Here is a 14,925-nt window from a genome sequence, read left to right on the forward strand (position 1 = left end):
ACCCGGCCAGATTGCCGGCGCTGTAGTGCGCCTGGTATTGCTGCAGCAAGGCCTCGGCTTCTTCGGCGCTGATTGCTTCCGGCACCGGCGCGGCAACTGGAACCGGTTTCGGCAGCGGCATGGCGGTCGCGGTTTTCAGCGTTGAAGGCGGCGCATGGTTTTGCCGCGCGGCCGGCACTATCGGTTTTTTTTCCGGCGCTGCCACTGTCGCAGCCGGCGCGGCGCGGGACGCCACCGGGGGCGGTGCGGGGCGCGTCTTCGTTGGGCGAATGATCGGCGCGGGCCATGCCGCGGCGGGCAAGGCCTCCACAGTGGCCGATGCCGCCGTCGGTTTGTCGGTAGGCGCCACATACACCGGCGCCTCGGGCAGCAGACTGACCGCCAACAGCAGCAAGGCCCCCGCCAGCAGGAGTCCGAGAAAAACCGGAAAGCGGCTGCGTGCCTGCCCCTGCGGCGGCATGCCGGCCTCGGGCAAGGCCGGAGGCGAAGGCGGCGGATGCTTCAACGCGGTCCAGGCGCTGTTGACGCGCTCGGCCAACACTTGATCATCGGGATTGCGGTCCGGATGCAGCCAGCGGATCAGCAGGCGATGGTGCGTGCGCGCGGTCGTCAGATCGTCGTCGGCGCGCAACCCCAGACAGCGGCGGGCATCGGCGCCGGCATGCAGGCAGACCTGCTGCAGGAATGCGGCCGCGGCGGCACGCTCCGTTGGCGTGGAAGTACCGTCATCGGTGGCGGTGCGGATCAGCGCCGTCATTTCCGGCGGCAGCGGCGCGCGTTGCAGGCCCGTCAGCAGGTCCGGCTGATCGCGCAACCGCAATGCCTGCTGCAGGGCCGTGGATGCACTCATCGGGTCAGTTTTTTCGGAGTATTGCCGCCGTAGCTGTAGTAGTTGTAGGCCCCGTAGTCGGCACCATAGCCATAGCCGTAGCCGTAGGCCGCATGCTTGGCTTCGAACTTGTTGATCAGCACGCCGACCAGACGCGCACGCGCCGAGAGCAGGCGCTTGACCGCGTTGGCGGCGATGACCTTGCGGGTGACTCCGGCCTCGATCACCAGCAGCACGCCTTCCACCCCCGAAGAGAGAATCGGCGCATCGGCCAGACCCATCACCGGCGGACCGTCGATGATGATCTGGTCGAAATGCTGCAGACCGTGCGCCAGCAACCGGCGCATGTTGTCATCGTGCAGCAGTTCGGCCGGATTCGGCGGCAGCGGCCCGGTGGTGACCACGCGCAGTCCCGGATAGTCGGTCTCGCGGATGATGGTTTCGAGCGTAGCGGCGCCGGCCAGGTAATTGCTCAGGCCGATTTCGTTGTCGATGCCCATCTTCTTGTGCATCGAGGGCTTGCGCATGTCGGAGTCGATCAGCAGCACGCGCTTGCCGATCTGGCTGAAGTTGCGGGCGATGGTGACCGCCGCGGTGGTCTTGCCCTCGCTCGGCGAGGCGCTGGTGATCAGCAGGCTGCGCGGCACGCCGGTGGCGGTGGCGAACTGCAGCGCGGTGCGCACCGAACGGTAGGCCTCGGCGAAGGCCGAGCGCACATCGGCGGTGACCGCCTCCAGGGTCTGTCCGGCCTTGAGTTTCGGAATCACCCCGAGCACGGCCAGACTCAGGCGTTTTTCCACGTCCTCGGAATTCTTCAGGGTGTCGTCCATGTATTCCAGCAGCAGCACCAACAGCAGGCCGAGCACCAGCCCGAGCAACAGCGCCACCGCCAGATTGAGCGGAATGTTCGGGCGGTATTTATTGGCGCTGACCGCCTTGTCGACGATCAGGATGTTGTTCAGGCCGACGCCGGCGGCTACGCCGATTTCCTTGTAGCGCTGCAGGGTGGCTTCGTACAGCTGGCGGTTGGTATCGACCTCGCGCTTGAAGATGTTGTACTGGATCGAGCGGCTCTTCAGATCCAGCGCTTCGCCCTTGAGCGAACCGATCTGGGCCACGATCATGTTTTCGTTCTGCTGGGCGGCCTCGTATTCGGCCCGGATGGCCGATTTGATGGCGGCGATTTCGGCCGCGATCTGCTTGTCGGTTTCGTCGATCTGCGCTTTGAGCTGCAGCATGGCCGGGTAGCCCGGCTTGAACTGGCTGAGCTTGTTCTGGTAATCGGCCATCAGCTTGGACCGCGATTCCATCAAGGAGCGCACGATCGAATTGCCGCCGGTGGCTCCGAAGGTGACCATGCCGACGCTGGACTGCGCCTGCGACCACTGCGACTGGGCGCGGATGCGTTCTTCCTTGGCTTTGGCCAGCGCGGCATTGAGCGCGCCGAGGTTCTGTTCCGGCAGGGTCCCGTCGGCCTCATCGCCGGAACTGACGATCTGCTCCTTGGCGGCGAAACGCACCAGCTGCGCCTCGGAATCCTCCAGTTTGATTTTCAGCTGCTTGAGCTGGTCTTCCAGGTAACTCTTGGCGTAACTGGACGTCTCGAAGCGGGTTTCCAGATTGCGGCTCTGGAACGCCTCGGCCAGGCTGTTGGCCGACAGGATGGCAAATCCCGGATCGGTGCTGTTGTAGTGGATCTTGACCAGCCGGGTGTTGCGCACCGGTTCGATGGTGTAGCCGCTCTTGAAGGCATCGACGCGGCGCAGGGCCTTGGCCTTTTCCGCGGCCGGGTCGGTCTTTCCGGGGGGCGCGCCGGCGCCGAACCAGCTTTTGATCTGGCTGGCGGCCGAGGGCTGGAACACGCTTTCGAAACGCTTCTGGTTCTGGAATCCGATATCGCTGAGCACGCGCGAGGCCAGTTCGCGGCTCTGCAGCAGCTGGTACTGGGTGTTCAGGTAGTTCGGGTCGTTGATGAAACCCGCCATCGGGTTGGCATCGTTGTTGGTGATGTTCATCAGCTCGCGGTCGATCTGCACCGAAGCCGTGGCCCGGTACACCGGGGTGATCATCAGCGAGGCCACCAGCGCGAACACGAACACGATGCCGACCGTGGCGGCGATGGTCCAGCGCCGTTTCATCAGGATGTGCCACAGGCCCATCAGGTCGATGTTGAATTCGTCCTGGTCGGCGTTCAGCACATCGGTGCTGAGCACGCCCGGCGCGTACGCCGCCAGCTCGCCGCCGGTGCTGTCGCGGCGGATCGGCAGGGCGTTGCCGCTGGGGCTGTCGGACGGATCGGAATTCTGCGTCATGCGAAGTCTCGGTGGATGCGGCGCGGATCAGTACAGGATGAAGGCATTCACCAGCGGAATGCTTTCCAGGAATTTGCGGTAGGCCCACTTGCGGTTGGACACGCCGACCACGATGATGTCGTCGCCGAAGATCTGCGGATCGGCGGCATCGCCCTTGCGGATCAGGTTCAGATCGAACTTGGCCGCCATGCGCTGGCCGTTGACGGTGCGGAACACCAGAATCGAATCGAGCTGGGCCAGATTCATGTCGATGCCTTCAGCCAGGGCGATGGCCTGCAGCAGACTGGTCTTGCCCTTGATCGGGTAGATGCCGGATTTGTTGACCGCGCCCTCGATGGTGACCCGCTGGCTGGTGAATTCCTTGATGAACACGTTGATCTGCGGATTCTGCAGCAGCGATTTGCCGTAAGACGCCATCAGTTCCTGCTCGAGTTCTTCCACGGTTTTGCCGCCGGCCAGCACGGTACCGATCAGCGGCAGCGAGATCTGCCCGACGCTGTTGACCCGCACTTCGCGTTTGAGGTCTTCATTGAGGAACACCGACACTTCCAGCAGATCCTGCGGACCGATACGGTACTCGGTGCTGCCGCTGTACACGCCCTTGATCGAGATATTGTCGGGCAGCGCCAATTCAACCGATTCGGCGACCTTCTTGACCGGCACCGCCGGCGCGGGATCGGCGGCCGAGGCCAGGCCGGCGGCCAGCAGCAGTGCGGGAATCAGGGATCGGGCAAGTCGTTTCATGGGATTCCGTTCACTCAGTGGGGTTTGCGTCGGAACAGACCGCGCCAGAACGGCCGCTCCGGGCCATCGGCGACCCGGGCCTCCGGCAAGGGCGGCAACAAAGGGGCTGGCACATTATCAAGGATGCCTTGGGGTCTTGTCACCACCAGATGCGTGGCCGCTTCGGCGCCCAGGCGGCGGGCGGCGGCGGTGCGGGCTTCGGCCAGCAGGGGCGGCCGACGGTCGATATGGTGGGCGTCGGTGGCGAGGATGTGGCAGAAGCCCTCGTCGAGGATGCGCTCGGCCCAGTATTTCGGGCGCGGCCCGTAGCGGCCGGTCAGGCTGCCGGAAGTCAGCTGCATCCAGGCGCCGGAAGCCACCAAGCGCTTGAACACCGGGTAATGCTCCTCGATCCAGGTCAGCCGCTCGGGATGGGTGACCACCGGCACATAGCCGGCCGCCACCAGGGCGAACACCGATTCTTCCAGGCGTGGCGGCGCCACGTGATGCGGCGGTTCGAACAGGAAATAGCGTGAACCGTTGAGGCGCGGAATGCGGTCGGCGCGCAATCCGTCGAGCAGATCGGGGGCCAGATGGGTGTCGGCGCCTTCCACCAGCCGCAGCGGAATGCCGGCTTCGGCCAGCGCCGTGCGGAACGCGGCGATGGCGGCGCGGATGCCGTCGGCGCTGTTTTCATACAGGCCCGGATAGATGTGCGGCGTGCAGGCGGTGACGGTGATGCCGTCGTCCACCGCGCAACGCGCCATGGCCAGCGCCACCGCCAGATCCGGCGCACCGTCGTCGATGCCGGGCAGGATATGGCAGTGCAGATCGATCACGGGCTCTGGGTGTCCGGTGAACGGCCGTAGACGTCTTCGAAGCGCACGATGTCGTCTTCGCCCAGATAGCCGCCGGACTGCACTTCAATCAGCTCCAGCGGGATATTGCCGGGATTTTCCAGGCGGTGCACGCTGCCCAGCGGAATATAGGTGCTCTGGTTTTCCGAAAGCATGAACACCTTGTCGTCGCAGGTCACCCGCGCGGTACCGCTGACCACGATCCAGTGTTCGGCGCGATGGTGGTGCATCTGCAGACTGAGCGCGGCGCCGGGTTTGACCACGATGCGTTTGACCTGGAAGCGCGCGCCGGCATCGACCGAATCGTAATTGCCCCAGGGCCGGAACACTTTCCGGTGCCAGGTCGCCTGCGGGCGCTGTTCGGCTTTCAGCCGCGCGACTATGTCTTTGACTTCCTGCACGCGGTCCTTGTGCGCGACCAGCACGGCATCGTCGGTGTCGACCACCACGATGTCATCCAATCCCAGCAGGGCCAGCAGGCGCTTTTCGCCCATGGCCAGGGTGTTGCGGCAATCCAGGGCCAGCACATCGCCGTGATGGGCGTTGCCGTCGCCGTCCTGCTCGGCCACCTGCCAGAGCGCCTGCCAGGAACCGACATCGCTCCAGCCGACGCGGATCGGCAGCACGAAGCCGGCGCGGGTTTTTTCCATGACCGCATAGTCGATCGAATCCGAGGCCATGGCGCTGAATGCATCTTTGTCCAGACGGATGAAGTCGGCATCGCGTTGCGCCTTGGCCACGGCGGTCTCGGCCAATTCCACCATCAAGGGATGGGTCTTGGCCAATTCGTCGAGATAGACGCGGGCCTTGAACAGGAACATGCCGGAGTTCCAGAAATAATCGCCGGAGGCCACATATGCTTCGGCAGTGGCGATGTCGGGTTTTTCCACAAAGCGCTCGATGCCGCGCACGCCCTCCCCGGCCTTGGCCTTGATGTAGCCGAAGCCGGTTTCCGGCGCTTCCGGCACGATACCGAAGGTGACCACGGCGCCGCCTTCTGCGGCCGGCAAGGCTTGAACCACCGCGGCCTGAAAGCCCTCGACATCGGTAATGGCGTGATCGGACGGCATCACCAGCAGCACCGCCTCGGCATCGGCGCTCAGCGCCTGGAACGCAGCAGCGGCGATGGCCGGCGCGGTATTGCGGCCGACCGGTTCCAGCAACAGTGCGCCGGCGGGCACACCGATGGCCTGCAGCTGTTCGGCGACCAGGAAGCGGTGACTTTCGTTGGCGACCACAATCGGGGCCTGCGCCGACAGCCCGCGCAGACGCAATGCGGTCGCCTGCAGCAAGGAATGTGCGCCGATGACCGGCAGGAATTGTTTGGGGTGCGCTTCGCGCGACAAGGGCCACAAACGGGTGCCGGAGCCCCCGGACAATATCACCGGCGTGATCGAATTCATCGGTACTTCCCTACAGCTTCCAGTATCATGTCTATTAAACCACCATTCCGCCCCTGCTCCCACCTGAGAAATTCCTAGCCACGCATGACTGCCTTCCAACGTCCCGCCCAACGCCTGCTCTGGGCCCAGACCGTCCTCGACGACGCCACGCTGCAGCTGGAAAGCGCGTCGGCCGATGCCAGCTTCCGCAGTTACTGGCGCGGCCACAGCGGCGGCCGCACCTGGATCGTGATGGATGCGCCGCCGGACAAGGAAGACACCGGGCCGTGGCTGGCGATGGCCAAGCGCCTGACCGATGCCGGATTGAATGCGCCGCTGATCCGCGGCGTGGATGCCGAAAACGGTTTCGTGCTGATGAGCGATCTGGGCACGCGCCTGTTTCTGCCGGAACTCAATGAACAGACGGTAAACACGCTTTACGGGCAGGCCCTCGATGCCCTGCTGGAGATGCAGACCCGCGTGGCCTGCGACGATCTTCCGCCCTACGATGAAGCGCGCCTGGTCACCGAGATGGAACTGATGCCGACCTGGCTGTTCGAACGCCACCTGGGTTTCACCCCGAGTTGCGGGCAATGGGATGTGATCGAAACCGCGTTCCGCGCCCTGGTGACCAGCGCCACGGCGCAGACCCAGGTGTTCGTGCACCGCGATTACCATTCGCGCAATCTGCTGATCGATGACTCCGGAAAACCCGGCATCCTCGATTTCCAGGATGCCGTGCGCGGCCCGATGACCTACGATCTGGTGTCGATCCTGCGCGACTGCTACATCGCCTGGCCGATCGAGCGGGTGGAAACCTGGGTCGAGCATTACCGCGAACGCGCCGAAGCCGCCGGCCTGCGCACCGGCGGTCCGGAACGCTTCCTGCGCGCCTTCGATCTGATGGGCCTGCAGCGCCACATCAAGGTGCTCGGCATTTTCTGCCGCCTGTATTACCGCGACGGCAAAGCCGGTTACCTCAACGACCTGCCGCTGGTCTGGCAGTACACCCGCGACATCGGCCGCAAGTATCCGGAAACCGCGGCGCTGATCGATCTGATCGAACAGGCCATCGGCGGCCGCGATCTGCGTCTGCCGAGCGCCTGATGGACGCGCTGATTTTCGCGGCCGGCAAAGGCGAGCGCATGCGCCCGCTGACCGAAACCACGCCCAAGCCCCTGCTCGCCGTGGGCGGCAAGCGCCTGATCGAATGGCATCTGGAAAAACTGGCCGGCATCGGCGTGCGCCGGGCGGTCATCAACACGTCCTGGCTGGCCGAGTGTTTCGAACCCGCGCTCGGCGATGGCCGCCGTTGGGGTCTGGAGCTGGTGTATTCGTATGAAGGCCGTGAGCCGCTGGAGACCGGCGGCGGCATGGCCAAGGCCATCGGACAGATGGACGGCGCGCCGTTTCTGGCGGTGAACGGCGATGTGTTCTGCGACTATGATTTCACCCGACTGCCGCACGCTCCCGCAGGCTTGGCGCATCTGGTCATGGTCGACAATCCCGGGCACAACCCGAAAGGGGATTTCGCGCTGCAGGCCGATGGCCGTTTGGCCTCCGAAGGCGAATCACGGCTGACCTTCTCCGGCATCGGCCTCTACCGCCCGGAATTGCTGCTGGATTGCCGAAACGACTGGCAGCAACCCGGCGTGGCGCACCCGCGCTTCAAACTGGCTCCGATCCTGCGCGCCGCCATGCATGCCGGAAAAATTACCGGCGAACATCATCGCGGGGCATGGACCGATGTCGGCACCCCGGAACGCTTGGCGGAATTGGATCAAAGCCTGCGCGCGGATTCGCGACGCGGCTAATCGGCGCTGTTCAACACCGACTTGATGAACGGCACCGTCAGGCGCCGCTGCGCGGCCAGACTGGCGTGATCGAGCCGATCCAGCAGTTGGCTCAGGGCATGCAGATCGCGGCTGACGCGGCTGAACAGATAATCCAGCACCGCATCGTCCATCTGCAGGCCGCGGCCGGCGGCGCGGCGCTGCAGCACGCGGCGCTTGCCGTGTTCATCGAGCACCTCGGCGCTCAGCCGCAGGCCCTGCTCCAGGCGCGACACCAGGTCCGGCAGGGTGATGCCGAGCTGGACCGGCATGGCATCGGCGGCGAACAGCAGACGCATGCCCTCGGCACCGGCACGATTGTAGAAATGGAACAGGGCTTCTTCGGCGGCGCGGTTGCCGGCCAATGCCTGCACATCGTCCAGACACACCAGTGCCAGACCGTTCAAGCCGTCCAGCACATCGCCCAGCATTCCGGACGCACGGGTCAACGGCACATACACCGCACTCCGGCCCAGCGCCAGGGCATGGCTGGCGCTGGCACGCAGCAGATGGGTTTTGCCGGCGCCCTGGGCACCGACCAGAAAGATGTGATGTTCGGCTTTGCCTTCCGCCGCCTGCTCGAACGCGTGCCGGAGCGCGTCCTGGCCGAGAAAATCGATGAAGCGGTGATCGGTGCCGGCCTTGAAGGCCAAGGGCAGCTGCGCGTTCACACGTCCGGCCTTGGCGGCGGGTCGGCGCTGGGCGGCGCCGGTTCGGCCGCATACATGCGGCTTTTCAGATAGCGTTCTTCGTAGAGGTACTTGAACACCACGTTGAGCACGGCCGAGACCGGCAAGGCCAGCAGAATGCCGAGGAAGCCGAACAGCAGACCGCCGGCCATCAGCACGAAAATCACCATGACCGGATTCAAACCGATGCGGTCTCCGACGATGCGCGGGGTCAGGATGAAACTCTCGGTGAACTGGCCGATGCCGTACACCACCCCGACCCAGATCAGATGCTGGACATCGCCGAACTGGATGATGCTGGCGATGGCGGCCAGCACGATGCCGACCACGAAACCCATGTACGGCACGAAGTTCAGGGCGCCGGACAGGAAGCCGATCAGCAGCGCCGAGTCGATGCCGACCAGCCACAGGCCGCCGGCATACAGCGCGCCCAGACACAGCATGACGCGGAACTGGCCGTCGATGAACCCGCCCAGCACGCTGTTCGATTCCCGGCTGAGCCGTGCCACGGTGGCCTCATACGGACGCGGAATGGCCTGGTGCAGTTTGGCCAGGATCAGATGCCAGTCGCGCAGGAAATAGAAGGTGATCAGCGGCACCAGCAGCATGTTCGACAGAAAGCCGAGAATGGCGGCCGAGGACTGGGTCAGATAGGCAATGACATTGGCGGCGGCATTGCCGATATCTTTCTTGTAGGGTTCAATCCAGGCTTCGAAATGTTCACGGTCGGAGAAATTGACGACATCGATGCGCAGATGATGCGCCAGCCACGGCAAGGCCGCTTCGCGCACCCAGACCAGAAAACGCGGCACGCCGTCGACCAGCGACGACAGCTGCATCCACAGCAGCGGAATCAGAATCAGCAGACCGAGGATCAGGCCGCCGAACAACACCGCCAGCGCCAACAGCACGGCATTGTCATGCTTCAGGCCCCATCGCTCGAAACGACGGACCAAGGGCAGGCCCATCCAGGCCAGTACCAGCGAGAAGATGAACGGCGACAGGATCGGACTGAGCAGCCAGACCGCGGCACAGAGCAGTGTCAGCAGCAGCGGGAATTGCCATTTCAGCGGAATCATCGGCTTCAGTTCCGCAACAGATAACGTTCGACGGATTCAGTGCGCGGAACGCCTTCGCCGGCATCGCCGGGAGCCGCCGGCAGCGCGATACTGACCGCGCCCAGCGGCTGCAGCGTGCTGTTGGTGCGCATCAGACCGCGGAAAGCATTGACGCCGCTGCGCAGATCCACCCGCAGCAGCAGCTTGCCGGGCATCGCGACGTCGACATCGACCCCGCGCACCGAGGCGTGCGTCTGCAGGAATCCGAGGGCACGCACGTAATCGGCAAGGCTGTTCACGCCGCTGATTTCCATGCGCACCACGCCGGCGCGGCCGGCATCCAGAGGCAGGGCATCGCGCTTGGCGAAATAGTCCGCGGTGCGGTCGGCGCCGGTGGCGATGACCTTGCGGGCGTCGGCCTCGGTGACCGGCCAGCGCGACAGTTCCGCACCGTCCTGCCAGAGCAGCCACCAGGCCGACCAGCCGCTGACCGAGCGGTAAACCTTGCCGATCAGCATGGTGGTGTTGCGGTAGCGCGCATTGATCGGTTCCAAGGCCTTGCCATCGAGATTCTGGATGGCCGGCAGCGCCGCCTGATCGGCCGGCGTGCCCTGCGGCACCAGAAAGCGGATGCCGCGTTCCAGACCGCGGTCGGCCAGGGATTTGATCACGTTCAATTGCTGCGAGGTCACCAGACGCGGACCGCGGCCGTCATCGATGCTGAGCCACAGCATCGGTTTCGGGCGTTCGCCGGTCCAGTAGCGGTATCCGGCGGCGGCGATCAGCGAATCGACCGGATTGGGATCGAAGCTGACCCGCAGCGAGGCTTTCAGCACCGGGGCACCGCCGACCAGGGTATTGCCCTCGGTATCGGAAGCGGCCTGACTCGCGTTGCTGTTCTGCACCCACTTCGGGGCATTGGCCAGCGCACCGCGGATGACCGGATTGCCGCCGGTATCGGTGCGGCCGGTGAGCTGATTGACGACCTGCACCAATGCCCGTGCGTAGGCGGCATTGCGCGCCGCCTCGCCCTGCGACAGCAGTTCAACGGTGGTGCTGTACAGTTCGGGATTGCGTACCGGACGCTTGCGTTCAACCGGCGCGGCTTCTGCGGTGTCCGGCGGCATTGCCGACTTGGCGGAGGGCGCGGTTTTGGCGGCAGGCGGTTTGGCCGGCCCCGCGCTCTGCGCGGCAAGCAGGCCGGCACCCGCCATCAGCAGGGAAAACAGGGCGATACGGGCGAATTGACGGGACATCATGGAGGTATCTTGCCTCAGTTTTTCGGGTTTTGCACCGTCTATTATCGCTTAACTGGTAGAATACGACTTTCTTTTTTCGGAATGATGGCGTGACCCCGGAAAACACCCCTCTGAGCTACCGCGACGCCGGCGTTGACATCGATGCCGGCAACACCGTGGTCGAACGCATCAAACCGCTGGTCAAGAAAACCTTCCGTCCCGAAGTAATGGGCGGGCTGGGCGGCTTCGGCGCGCTGTTCGATCTGTCCGGCCGTTACCGCGAACCGGTGCTGGTGTCCGGCACCGACGGCGTCGGCACCAAACTGAAATTGGCACAGCAGCTGAACCGCCACGACAGCATCGGCATCGATCTGGTCGCCATGTGCGTCAACGACGTGCTGGTGCAGGGCGCCGAGCCGCTGTTCTTCCTCGACTACTTCGCCACCGGCAAACTCGATGTCGAGACCACGGTCGCCGTGGTCGGCGGCATCGCCAAAGGCTGCGAACTGAGCGGCTGCGCGCTGATCGGCGGCGAAACCGCGGAAATGCCCGACATGTATCCGCCCGGTGAGTATGACCTGGCCGGCTTCACCGTAGCCGCCGTGGAAAAATCCGAAATCATCGACGGCAGCGACGTGCGCGCCGGCGACATCCTGATCGGCATCGATTCCTCCGGCCCGCACTCCAATGGCTATTCGCTGGTCCGCAAGATCTATGACCGCGCCGGCCGTCCTGCCGATCTGGATGTGGGCGGCGTGCGCCTGATCGATGCACTGATGGCACCAACCCAGCTGTACGTCAAACCGATTCTGGCCCTGCTCAAGCAGCACCGCATTCCGGCCATGGCGCACATCACCGGCGGTGGTCTGAGCGAAAACATCATCCGCGTCATTCCCGACGGTCTCGGCCTCGACATCGAAGCCAGCACGCTGGTGCTGCCACCGGTGTTCGACTGGCTGCAGCGCGAAGGCAATGTCGCCGCGCCGGAAATGTGGCGCACCTTCAACTGTGGCGTCGGTTTCGTGCTGGTCGTGCACCCCGAACAGACGGCGGCCGTCGGCAACGCACTCGATGCCTTGGGCCTGGGCCACAAAACCATCGGCCAGGTGGTGACCCGCAGCGGCGATGAGCGCACCCGCATCGCCTGAAGTCCGGCCGCTGCGCATCGCGGTGTTCGCTTCGGGCCGCGGCAGCAATCTGCAGGCCCTGCACCGGGCCATCACGCATGACGCCCTGCCCGCCCAACTGGTTGGTGTGTTCTCCGACAAAGCCGGTTCCGGCGCCATCGCCTATGCCGAAGCGCAGCACATTGCGCACAGCCACCTCGATCCGAAATCGTTTGCCACGCGCGAAGATTTCGATGCGGCCTTGATGCAGAAAGCAGCGGCGGTCACGCCCGATCTGATCGTCTGCGCCGGATTCATGCGCATCATCTCGGAAACCGGCATCCGCGCCGCAGCCTGCCCGATGATCAACATCCACCCTTCGCTGTTGCCCAAATATCCGGGCCTGCATACCCATGCCCGCGCCCTGGCGGCCGGCGATGCCGAACACGGCGCCAGCGTACACCGGGTCGAGGCCGTGCTCGACGGCGGCCGGATCCTGAGCCAGGCCAAAATCGCCGTGATGCCCGATGACACGCCCGAACGGCTGGCACAACGGGTGCTTGCCATCGAACACCCACTCTTAATCGCGACTGTACGGGCCATCGCCGAGGGTCGCATCACCTTGTCTGAGGGCGCGGACACTCGGGTATCATGGCTCAATCACCGTCTCGAACTGGAATGACCATGCGCCGTGTTGCCCTCGGTTTGCTGCTGTTGAGCTTCAGTGCCACCGGACTTGCCGACAGTCTGGACGGTTTCGGCTATAAATTACGCGTGTACCGCAACGGCTCCGGTCTGGGCACCGCCGACATGCAGTACGTGCTCAAGGACGACGGCTTCTCGCAGTTCATCACCCGCACCAACGGCACCGATGGCGTGGCCAGTCTGGCCGGCGCCGGCGTGACCGAAACCAGCCAGTTGATCCGCCGCAACGGCGAACTGGAACTGGTCAGCAGCCGCATCGACACCAAGGTGGCCTGGAAGACCAGCACCAAATCCACGGCACTGCAGAAGGGCGCGAAAATCTACGAATATGTCGACGGCAAAGACCGCCGTCAGGTGCCCTATGCGCCCGGCCTGCTCGATCAGCACAGCCTGACCCTGGCACTTCTGGAAGACCTGCGCGCCGGCAAAGGGCCGCAGTTCGTGTACCGGATCATCAACAAAGGCCGCCTGGAGACCTATACCTTCAAGCGCGTCGGCGAACAGAAACTGGACACCGCGCTGGGCAAGCTCGATACCGTGCGCATCGACCGCATCCGCGAGAGCAGTGATGGCCGCAGTACGCGGATTTATTTCGCCAAATCGCTGGATTACGCGCCGGTGCTGATCCAGGAACTCAACAGCAAGGGCGACAACATCGAGATGCGCATCCTGTCGGTGCGCTGATCAGCTCACGCGTTTGATGCGGGCGCCCAGCCCGCGGAATTTCTCTTCGATGTTTTCATAGCCGCGGTCGATGTGATAGATGCGGTCGATGACGGTTTCGCCTTGGGCGACCAGACCGGCCAGCACCAGGGAAGCCGAAGCGCGCAGGTCGGTGGCCATCACCGGCGCACCGGTCAGCGTCTGCACGCCGCGCACGATGGCGGTATGTCCGTCGATCTTGACGTCGGCACCCAGTCGCTGCAGCTCGTTCATGTGCATGAAGCGGTTTTCGAAAATGGTTTCCTTGATCACGCCGACGCCGTCGGCAATGCAGTTCATCGCGGCGAACTGGGCCTGCATGTCGGTCGGAAAGGCCGGATACGGCGCGGTGGTGATGTTGACCGCTTTCGGACGCCGGCCGCCCATGTCGAGCGTGATGCTGTCGGCGGTGGTGCTGATGTCGGCGCCGGCTTCGGCCAGCTTCTGCAACACGGAGTCCATGTAATCGGCACGGGCGCGACGGCAGACCACGCGTCCGCCGGTCATTGCCGCGGCCACCAGGAAGGTGCCGGTTTCGATGCGGTCGGCCTGGACCTGATAGCTGCCGCCATGCAGGCGCTCAACGCCTTCAATGGTCATCGTGCTGGTGCCGATGCCGTCGATGCGGGCGCCGAGGGTCTGCAGGCACAGGGCCAGATCGATGATTTCCGGTTCCTGCGCGCAGTTTTCCAAAATGGTGGTGCCCTGGGCCAGAACCGCAGCGCTCAGAACGTTTTCGGTGGCGCCGACGCTGACCATGTCGAACACGAAACGGCCGCCTTTGAGCCGGTCGCATTTGGCTTTGACGAAGCCGTTTTCCACGGTGACTTCGGCGCCGAGCGCCTGCATGCCGCGGATGTGCAGATCGACCGGGCGCGAACCGATGGCGCAGCCGCCGGGCAGCGAGACCTCGGCGTGGCCGAACTTCGCCAGCAAGGGGCCGAGCACCAGAATCGAGGCGCGCATGGTCTTGACCAGTTCATACGGCGCCACGGTCTGGTTGACCGAACGCGGATCGATGTGCAGGGTCTGGTGGTCATCGACCGTGATCTTGGCACCGAGGGCGCCGAGCAGGCTGATGGTGGTGGTCACATCGTGCAGGTGCGGCACATTCGACAGGGTCACCGGCTCGTCGGCCAGAATGGTGGCGCACAGGATGGGCAGCACGGCATTCTTGGCGCCGGAAATCTGCACCTCGCCGTTGAGTACGTCGCCGCCGTTGATGATGATCTTGGCCATGGCTGTCCTTAGGCACGTCCGGCTTCGGCCGGGGTCAGGGTTTTGAGGGCGAGCGCGTGGATTTCACCGCCCATTTTGTCGCCAAGCGTGGCATACACCATGCGGTGACGGGCCAGCGGCAGTTTGCCGGCAAAGGCCTCGTGCACGATCAGGGCCTCGAAGTGCACGCCGTCATCACCGAATACCTCGACCTGGGCACCGGGCAGACCGGCTTGAATCATCTGGGCTATGGTCTCGGGAGACATCCGCACAC

General features: G+C 64.4%; 15 protein-coding genes. 5 read left to right on the forward strand and 10 right to left on the reverse strand.

Annotated features, from left to right (window positions below; translation table 11 throughout):
* The 5 genes from Q0W88_RS04970 to Q0W88_RS04990 form a co-directional block, all read right to left on the reverse strand.
* Positions 1-850 (reverse strand): J domain-containing protein (locus Q0W88_RS04970; RefSeq protein ID WP_297800692.1); only part of this gene is annotated, 850 nt, incomplete at its 3' end.
* On the reverse strand, positions 847-3,141 hold the full coding sequence (locus tag Q0W88_RS04975; RefSeq protein WP_297800696.1) for a polysaccharide biosynthesis tyrosine autokinase: 2,295 nt from the start codon (positions 3,139-3,141) through the stop codon (positions 847-849). The genes Q0W88_RS04975 and Q0W88_RS04970, both read right to left, overlap by 4 nt.
* Before the next feature lie 27 nt (positions 3,142-3,168).
* Positions 3,169-3,885: a polysaccharide biosynthesis/export family protein gene (locus Q0W88_RS04980; RefSeq protein ID WP_297800699.1), complete on the reverse strand. Its 717-nt coding sequence runs from the start codon at positions 3,883-3,885 to the stop codon at positions 3,169-3,171.
* A gap of 14 nt (positions 3,886-3,899) precedes the next feature.
* Positions 3,900-4,703, reverse strand: coding sequence for a CpsB/CapC family capsule biosynthesis tyrosine phosphatase (locus Q0W88_RS04985; protein ID WP_297800701.1), 804 nt, complete (start codon positions 4,701-4,703; stop codon positions 3,900-3,902).
* The gene (locus Q0W88_RS04990) at positions 4,700-6,124 is read right to left on the reverse strand and encodes a mannose-1-phosphate guanylyltransferase/mannose-6-phosphate isomerase (protein ID WP_297800702.1); all 1,425 of its coding nucleotides are present in this window, start codon (positions 6,122-6,124) and stop codon (positions 4,700-4,702) included. The genes Q0W88_RS04985 and Q0W88_RS04990 overlap by 4 nt, the downstream gene beginning before the upstream one ends.
* An 84-nt stretch (positions 6,125-6,208) precedes the next feature.
* On the opposite strand from Q0W88_RS04990, the gene Q0W88_RS04995 reads away from it, so the two are divergent.
* Together Q0W88_RS04995 and murU are read left to right on the forward strand one after the other, a co-directional pair.
* Complete coding sequence (locus Q0W88_RS04995) at positions 6,209-7,210, forward strand: phosphotransferase (RefSeq protein WP_297800705.1); 1,002 nt, start codon at positions 6,209-6,211, stop codon at positions 7,208-7,210.
* Positions 7,210-7,917, forward strand: coding sequence for an N-acetylmuramate alpha-1-phosphate uridylyltransferase MurU (murU, locus tag Q0W88_RS05000; protein ID WP_297800707.1), 708 nt, complete (start codon positions 7,210-7,212; stop codon positions 7,915-7,917). Before Q0W88_RS04995 ends, murU begins: the two co-directional genes overlap by 1 nt.
* Here murU and hda read toward each other — a convergent pair.
* The 3 genes from hda to Q0W88_RS05015 are packed head-to-tail and all read right to left on the reverse strand — an operon-like array spanning position 7,914 to position 10,941.
* Positions 7,914-8,606 carry a DnaA regulatory inactivator Hda gene (gene hda / locus Q0W88_RS05005; RefSeq protein WP_297800709.1) on the reverse strand — a complete coding sequence of 231 codons (693 nt, stop codon included), beginning with the start codon at positions 8,604-8,606 and terminating at the stop codon, positions 7,914-7,916. The two genes, murU and hda, sit on opposite strands and share 4 nt — an antisense overlap.
* Positions 8,603-9,703 carry an AI-2E family transporter gene (locus Q0W88_RS05010; protein WP_297800711.1) on the reverse strand — a complete coding sequence of 367 codons (1,101 nt, stop codon included), beginning with the start codon at positions 9,701-9,703 and terminating at the stop codon, positions 8,603-8,605. Before Q0W88_RS05010 ends, hda begins: the two co-directional genes overlap by 4 nt.
* A 5-nt stretch (positions 9,704-9,708) precedes the next feature.
* The gene (locus Q0W88_RS05015; protein ID WP_297800715.1) at positions 9,709-10,941 is read right to left on the reverse strand and encodes a DUF2066 domain-containing protein; all 1,233 of its coding nucleotides are present in this window, start codon (positions 10,939-10,941) and stop codon (positions 9,709-9,711) included.
* A gap of 89 nt (positions 10,942-11,030) precedes the next feature.
* Between Q0W88_RS05015 and purM the strand changes: the two genes are divergently transcribed.
* Genes purM through Q0W88_RS05030 form a run of 3 tightly spaced genes read left to right on the forward strand, consistent with a single transcriptional unit; the run spans position 11,031 to position 13,415 of the window.
* A complete protein-coding gene (gene purM / locus Q0W88_RS05020) occupies positions 11,031-12,068 on the forward strand; it encodes a phosphoribosylformylglycinamidine cyclo-ligase (protein ID WP_297800718.1) in 1,038 nt (345 codons plus the stop codon).
* Positions 12,046-12,708, forward strand: a complete 663-nt coding sequence (purN, locus tag Q0W88_RS05025; RefSeq protein ID WP_297800720.1) for a phosphoribosylglycinamide formyltransferase — start codon at positions 12,046-12,048, stop codon at positions 12,706-12,708. Before purM ends, purN begins: the two co-directional genes overlap by 23 nt.
* 2 nt (positions 12,709-12,710) lie before the next feature.
* Positions 12,711-13,415: a DUF3108 domain-containing protein gene (locus tag Q0W88_RS05030; protein WP_297800723.1), complete on the forward strand. Its 705-nt coding sequence runs from the start codon at positions 12,711-12,713 to the stop codon at positions 13,413-13,415.
* Here Q0W88_RS05030 and murA read toward each other — a convergent pair whose 3' ends face one another.
* The gene (gene murA, locus Q0W88_RS05035; protein WP_297800725.1) at positions 13,416-14,672 is read right to left on the reverse strand and encodes a UDP-N-acetylglucosamine 1-carboxyvinyltransferase; all 1,257 of its coding nucleotides are present in this window, start codon (positions 14,670-14,672) and stop codon (positions 13,416-13,418) included.
* 8 nt (positions 14,673-14,680) lie between these two features.
* Positions 14,681-14,917: a BolA/IbaG family iron-sulfur metabolism protein gene (locus tag Q0W88_RS05040; RefSeq protein WP_297800728.1), complete on the reverse strand. Its 237-nt coding sequence runs from the start codon at positions 14,915-14,917 to the stop codon at positions 14,681-14,683.
* Positions 14,918-14,925: the final 8 nt, after the last annotated feature.

The organism is Arenimonas sp. GDDSR-1, assembly GCF_025980345.1.
Lineage (GTDB): Bacteria > Pseudomonadota > Gammaproteobacteria > Xanthomonadales > Xanthomonadaceae > Arenimonas.